Source organism: Mesorhizobium sp. M7A.F.Ca.CA.002.15.2.1, from assembly GCF_003998715.1.
In the GTDB taxonomy this organism is placed as follows: Bacteria; Pseudomonadota; Alphaproteobacteria; order Rhizobiales; family Rhizobiaceae; genus Mesorhizobium; species Mesorhizobium ciceri.
In genome coordinates this window covers 1-6,708 of sequence record NZ_RZPI01000278.1, presented here as the reverse complement: position 1 = coordinate 6,708, position 6,708 = coordinate 1, and the positions used below count along the sequence as shown (strand labels likewise).

The 6,708-nt window shown below is 64.3% G+C and carries 5 protein-coding genes; 3 read left to right on the top strand and 2 right to left on the bottom strand.

The features are described from left to right. From ENZ74_RS16870 to ENZ74_RS16860, 3 genes are all read left to right on the top strand, one after another. Positions 1-1,825: molybdopterin oxidoreductase family protein (locus ENZ74_RS16870; protein ID WP_164761058.1), on the top strand; the 1,825-nt coding region annotated here is incomplete at its 5' end. Further along, positions 1,822-2,556, top strand: a complete 735-nt coding sequence (locus tag ENZ74_RS16865) for a 4Fe-4S dicluster domain-containing protein (protein WP_063170003.1) — start codon at positions 1,822-1,824, stop codon at positions 2,554-2,556. The genes ENZ74_RS16870 and ENZ74_RS16865, both read left to right, overlap by 4 nt. A 3-nt stretch (positions 2,557-2,559) precedes the next feature. After that, positions 2,560-3,495 (top strand): DmsC/YnfH family molybdoenzyme membrane anchor subunit, encoded by a 936-nt coding sequence (locus ENZ74_RS16860; protein WP_063170002.1) that lies wholly within the window; start codon positions 2,560-2,562, stop codon positions 3,493-3,495. 6 nt (positions 3,496-3,501) lie between these two features. Here ENZ74_RS16860 and pdeM read toward each other — a convergent pair whose 3' ends face one another. Both pdeM and ENZ74_RS16850 read right to left on the bottom strand, forming a co-directional pair. Further along, positions 3,502-4,218: a ligase-associated DNA damage response endonuclease PdeM gene (gene pdeM, locus ENZ74_RS16855; protein ID WP_063170001.1), complete on the bottom strand. Its 717-nt coding sequence runs from the start codon at positions 4,216-4,218 to the stop codon at positions 3,502-3,504. Next, a partial coding sequence (locus tag ENZ74_RS16850) for a ligase-associated DNA damage response DEXH box helicase (protein WP_127312878.1) occupies positions 4,215-6,708 on the bottom strand: 2,494 nt, incomplete at its 5' end. The genes ENZ74_RS16850 and pdeM, both read right to left, overlap by 4 nt.

The following is a 6,708-nucleotide window of genomic DNA, read 5'->3' as shown; positions in this document are numbered from 1 at the left end:
GATCCGCAGGATCGCCGCCGAACTCGCCCATGTCGCCTTCGAACAGACGATCGAATTGCCGATCGCCTGGACCGACTGGGCCGGGCGCCGCCACGAGACGATCAAGGGGCGGCCTGTCTCGATGCACGCCATGCGCGGCATCTCTGCCCATTCGAACGGTTTTCACACCTGCCGCGCCATCCATCTCCTTCAGGTGCTGTTGGGCACGGTGGATGTCCCCGGCGGCTTCCGCTTCAAGCCGCCCTACCCTCGATCCGCGCCGCCCGGACCGAAGCCGGCGGGCAAGACCGTCAAGCCGATGACGCCGCTCGACGGCATGCCGCTCGGCTTCGTCTGCGGGCCGGACGATTTGCTGGTCGGCGAGGCCGGCACGCCGCTTCGCATCGACAAGGCCTATTCGTGGGACGCGCCGCTGGCCGCGCACGGCCTGATGCACACCGTCATCCGCAACGCCTGGGCAGGCGATCCCTACAAGATCGACACGCTGATGATGTACATGTCGAACATGGCGTGGAATTCCTCGATGAACACCGTCGAGACCATGGCGATGCTGACCGACAGCGACGAAGCGGGCAACTACAAGATCCCTTTCATCATCTATTCCGACGCCTATTATTCCGAGACCGTGCCGTTCGCCGATCTGGTGCTGCCGGACACGACCTATCTCGAGCGCCACGACTGCATCAGCCTGCTCGACCGGCCGATCAGTCATGCCGACGGACCGGGCGACGCCATCCGCCATCCCGTCATCGAGCCCGACCGCGACGTCCGGCCGTTCCAGTCGGTGCTGATCGAACTCGGCGCCCGGCTCGGCCTGCCTGGTTTCGTCGATGAGGACGGCTCGGCCAGATACCGCGACTATGCCGACTACATCGTCAACCATGAGCGCACGCCCGGCATCGGCCCGCTCGCCGGCTGGCGCGGCAAGGATGGGACCTCGACCGGCAGGGGTGAGGCCAACCCGGACCAGTTGCAGCGCTACATCGACAATGGCGGCTTCTGGCATCATGATTTCGCGGACGACCAGCGCTATTACAAGATGGCCAACCGCTCCTATCTCGACTTCGCAGTGCAGATGGGTTTTATCCCGAAAGCCGAACCGATCGTTTTCCAGCTCTACTCGGAGCCTATGCAGCGCTTCAGGCTCGCCGCGCGTGGCCATGGCCGTGTGGTGCCGCCGAAAGGCGATCGCCAGCGCATCGAGACCTACATGGACCCGCTGCCCTTCTGGCACATGCCCTTCGAGGAAGCGGTCGTCGACCTCGAAAAATATCCGCTGCATGCGCTGACGCAGCGGCCGATGCACATGTACCACTCCTGGGGTTCGCAGAATGCGTGGCTGCGGCAGATCACCAGCCAGAACCGGCTGTTCGTGCATCACCGGACGGCAGCCGGTCTCGGCCTTGTCGATGACGACTGGGTGTGGATCGAAAGCATCAACGGCAGAGTGAAGGGGCAGATCAAGCTGATCGACGGGGTGAACGAAAGCACGGTCTGGACCTGGAACGCCATCGGCAAAAGGCGCGGCAGCTGGGGGCTGAAGGACGACGCGGCCGAGAGCAACCGCGGCTTCCTGCTCAACCATATCATCGGCGACCAGACCTCGGCCGACGCTCAGGGCAAACGCTATTCGAATTCCGATCCAGTGACGGGCCAGGCTGCGTGGTTCGACCTGCGCGTGCGCATCGTCAAATGCGCAGCCGAAGAAGCCGGGTTCACCGAGCCGCAGTTCCAGCGTTTCCTGCAGCCGCCGCATTTCGAATCCTCGCCCGACAGACTGACTTTCGGCGCCGAATTCCGCAGGGCGAGAGAGGCGACCAAATGACCTGTCTGCCAAGTCAAAGCGGCAAGAAGCTCGGCCTCGTCATCGATCTCGACACCTGCGTCGGCTGCCAGGCCTGCGTCACCGCCTGCAAGGAATGGAACACCGGCGGCCACATGGCGCCGCTGACCGACATCGATCCCTATGGCGGCCATGTCGACGGCGTCTGGTTCAACCGCGTGCACAGCTATGAGCACACCACCGAGATGGGCGGACGGACGGTGAACTTCCCGCGCTCCTGCCTGCATTGCGAGACGCCGGCCTGCGTCACCGTCTGCCCGACTGGCGCCTCCTACAAGCGGGCTTCGGACGGCATCGTGCTGATCGACGAGGACAAGTGCATCGGCTGCAAATTGTGCAGTTGGGCCTGTCCTTATGGAGCACGCGAATTCGACACCGATGTCGGGGTGATGAAGAAATGCACGCTGTGTGTCGACCGCATCTACAATGACAATCTGGCCGAAGAAGACCGCGTGCCGGCCTGCGTCGCCGCCTGCCCGACCAGCGCCCGGCATTTCGGTGATCTCGGCGATCCCCTGTCGGCGGTCTCGCAACTGGTGGCCGAGCGTGGCGGCGTCGACCTGATGCCGGAGCTCGGCTATCGCCCGACCAACAAATATTTGCCGCCGCGCGCCCACACCGCGCGCGCCGCATCGGTGGCCGCGCCGGCATTGGAACCGGTGCGGGCCGAAGGCGGTTTCCTCGGCTGGGTCGACCGCATGCTTTCGAATTGACCCATGCATCCAGCCTTCTCCGTCGTCTTCTTCACCACTGCCACCGGCGCGGGCTACGGCCTGCTCGCGCTGCTGGGCACGCTCGGAGGCTTCCAGATCATCCCACCCGATTTCTGGCTGGGCTTCATCGGCATGGGGCTGGCGCTCGGCCTGATCGTAGCCGGCCTGTTGTCCTCGACGGGTCATCTCGGCCGCCCCGAACGCGCCTGGCGGGCGTTCTCACAATGGCGCAGTTCATGGCTGTCGCGCGAAGGTGTTGCCTCGGTCATCACCTTCATTCCGGCGGGACTGTTCGGCATCGGTTGGATATTCTTCGGCAAGACCGATGGCTGGGTCGGCATCGCCGGATCTCTGGCCACCATCGGCGCAATCATCACCGTCTGCACCACCGGCATGATTTATGCGTCGCTGAAGCCGATCGCCCAATGGCATAGCCGCTTCACCCTGCCCGGCTATCTCATCTTCTCGGCAATGACCGGCAGCGTGCTGCTGAACGCGCTGCTGCAGGGCTTTGCGCTTGGTTCGAAGGTGCAGCTGGCGGCTTGCCTGCTGCTGACCTTGACCGGCTGGGGCTGGAAGCTGGCGACCTGGCGCTACAATGACCGGCTGGAGATCCCGACCACCGCCAACACCGCGACCGGGCTGGCGGGAGGTACGGTGCGGTCGCTGGAATGGCCGCATACCGAAGAGAATTACCTGCTCAAGGAAATGGGTTTCCGCATCGCGCGCAAGCATGGCGCGCGGCTGCGTCAGATCACGCAGCTTCTGGCCTTCGCGTTGCCCTTGGGGCTGCTCGCCATTGTGTTCGCCCTGCCCTGGCCGCCGGCAGCGTTGCTGTCGGTACTCGCTGCTGCAATCCAGTTCGCCGGCATGCTGGTCGAGCGCTGGCTGTTTTTTGCAGAGGCGAAGCACACGGTTACGCTTTATTACGGCAGGTAGGGCTGTTTAGCCCGGCCGCAGCATCGAGCCGGAAATGGCAAAGATGCGTTGGGCGCCCAGCATATAGGCCATCAGCGTGTCCAGCCGGAACAGCCCGGCATAGGCGCGGTCGAGAACGTTGAGCGAACCGGTATAGGCGCCGAAGGCCGGCATGATCATGCGGCCTCCGTCGCCGGCAAAGCAGCGCCGCCGCACCGAGCGGCCCTGCTGGACGATGCGGGCGCAGGGATGCAGATGGCCCGCTATTTCGCCTTCGACACGCTGCTTCGACGGCTCATGCCGGAACAGCAGCGAGCCGATGGCAAGTTCACGCACCGTCTCGCCAGGCAGGTCGGCTGGCGCTTCCGGGTCATGATTGCCGGCGACCCAGAACCATTGCCGGCCTGATATCAACGCCTCCAGCCGCTCGCGGAAGCTTGCATGCATGCGCTGGGCGCCACCGCCATCGTGAAAGCTGTCGCCCAGGCTGATGACGATAGACGGCTGGTAGTCAGCGATGACGGCCTGCAATCGCAGCAAGGTCGCGCCGGTGTCGTAGGGCGGGATCAGCGTGCCGCGGCGTGCCAGCGACGAACCCTTTTCCAGATGCAGATCGGACACGGCCAGAAGCCGCAGATCCGGAAAATAGAGCACGCCGCGCGGGTCGCAGACGGCGCGCTTGCCGGCGATGCCGACAAGATCGGCCTCGGCGATCAGCGATGTGCGCGCCAGCGAAAAATTCATTCCTCGACCATCTCCGGCCCCATGGCCTCTGCGACCAGCGTCGCCGCATCCATCAGCAATGTCTCATCGGCTTCGCCGTTCACCGGCATCTTGCCGATCTCGAGCATGATCGGCACGGCGAGCGGCGATATCTGTTCGAGTGCCTTATGCACGATTCGACCCTGGATGCGCGAGAGCATGTCGGCAAGTCTGCTGACATCGAGCAGGCCGGCCGCCGCATCGGCACGCGTCGCCTGCAGCAGGATGTGGTCCGGTTCATGGCTGCGCAGCACATCATAGATCAGGTCGGTCGAGACGGTGACCTGGCGGCCGCTCTTCTCCTGGCCAGGGTGGCGTTTCTCGATCAATCCGGAAATCAGCGCGCAGTTACGGAAGGTGCGCTTGAGAAGCCAGCTGTCGGCCAGCCAGGCTTCGAGGTCGTCGCCCAGCATGTCCTGGTCGAAAAGTGCGCTCAGCGAAGGCTTCCTGGCTTTGAACATCGCGCCCATGTCGCCCAGTGACCATATAGCCAGCGCATAATCGGTGGCGACGAAGCCGAGCGGCCTGGCTCCTGCCCTGTCGAGGCGGCGGGTGAGCAGCATGCCGAGCGTCTGGTGCGCCAGCCTGCCCTCGAACGGGTAAGCCACCAGATAGTGGCGATTGCCGCGTGGAAAGGTCTCGATCAGCAGGTCGTCGCGCTTGGGCAGCACCGATTTGTCGGCCTGGAAGCGCAGCCAGTCGGCGACCTGCTCGGGCAGCTTTTTCCATCGCTGCGGGTCATCGAGCATGATGCGGACCTGTTCGGCGAGATAGGTCGAAAGCGGAAACTTGCCGCCTCCATAATAGGGCACCTTGGCATCGCTGCCCGGCGCGTTCGACACGAAGCATTCATTCTCGCGGATGCCCTCGAAGCGCAGCACCTTGCCGGCGAACATGAACGTGTCGCCATGCGTCAACGTTTCGAGGAAGGCCTCCTCGATCTTGCCGAGGACCCGGCCGCCACGCGAAGCCGCGCCTTTGCTGCCGGCCTGCACATATCGAACATTCAGCGCCGGCACCTCGATGATGGTGCCGACATTCAGCCTGTATTGCTGGGCGACGCGCGGATTGGACACCCGCCACAACCCGTCCTTGTTCAAACGGATGCGGGCATAGCGCTCGTAGTTCTTGAGCGCATAGCCGCCGGTGGCAACGAAGTCGATGACGCGGTCGAATGTCGGCCGGTCGAGGCTGACATAGGGTGCTGCCGTTCGCACCTCCTCGTACAGGTCATCGGCACGGAACGGCGCGCCGCAGGCGCAGCCGAGCACATGCTGGGCCAGCACATCGAGCCCGCCATTGATCAACGGAGGCGTGTCCTGCGCGCCTAGATAGTTCGCGTCGAGGGCGGCCCGGCATTCCAGCACCTCAAAGCGGTTGGCGGGGATGAGGATCGCCTTGGACGGCTCGTCCATGCGGTGGTTGGCACGGCCGATGCGCTGTGCCAGTCGGCTCGCCCCCTTTGGCGCGCCGACATGCACCACCAGATCGACATCGCCCCAGTCGATGCCGAGATCGAGAGTCGAGGTGGCGACGATGGCGCGCAGCGCGTTTTCGCCCATCGCCTTCTCGACCCGCCGGCGCTGGGCGACGTCGAGCGAACCGTGATGCAGCGCGATCGGCAACGTGTCCTCGTTGACCCGCCACAATTCCTGGAACAGCAGCTCCGCCTGGCTGCGCGTGTTGACGAACAGCAGGGTCGTCTTGTGGCGCTTGATTTCGCGATAGATTTCCGGCGTGGCGTAGCGCGCAGAATGTCCCGCCCATGGCACGCGCTCTTCGGAGTCGAGGATGGAAATCTCCGGTTTCGCACCCCCGGTGACGACGATCAGTTCGGCCATGTCATGGCCTGTCGAACCCTTGGGTGGATTCTGGCTGACCAGCCAGCGCCGCAACTCGTCAGGTTCGGCCACCGTCGCCGATAGCCCGATGGTTTGCAGACCAGGGACAAAGCTGCGCAACCGTGCCAGGCCGAGCGCGAGCAGATGCCCGCGTTTCGATGTCACCAGCGAATGCAGTTCGTCGAGCACGACGTAGCGCAGATCTTCGAAGAAGCGTCTGGCATCGCCGGCCGCAATCAGCAGCGCCAGTTGTTCGGGCGTGGTCAGCAGGATATCGGGCGGCACCAGTTTCTGGCGCTGGCGCTTGTGCGCCGGCGTGTCGCCGGTGCGCGTCTCGATGGTGACGGGCAGCCCGATCTCTTCCACCGGTTTGCCGAGATTACGCTCGATATCGACGGCAAGCGCCTTCAACGGCGAGATGTAGAGCGTGTGGATACCGCGCTGCGCCTGGCCCGGCTTTCTCTTTGGCCGGTTGGCCAGTTCGGTCAGCGAAGGCAGGAAGCCGGCCAGCGTCTTGCCGGCACCGGTCGGCGCGATCAGCAGGACCGACTGACCGGCCTGGGCCTTCGCCAGAAGTTCGATCTGATGGGCGCGCGGCGACCAGCCTTTCTCGCCAAACCATCTGAGGAAT

Coding starts and splice junctions, on each gene's coding strand:
- ENZ74_RS16860 (WP_063170002.1), top strand. CDS start 2,560: ATGCATCCAGCCTTCTCCGTCGTCTTCTTCACCACTGCCACCGGCGCG.
- pdeM (WP_063170001.1), bottom strand. CDS start 4,218: ATGAATTTTTCGCTGGCGCGCACATCGCTGATCGCCGAGGCCGATCTT.
- ENZ74_RS16865 (WP_063170003.1), top strand. CDS start 1,822: ATGACCTGTCTGCCAAGTCAAAGCGGCAAGAAGCTCGGCCTCGTCATC.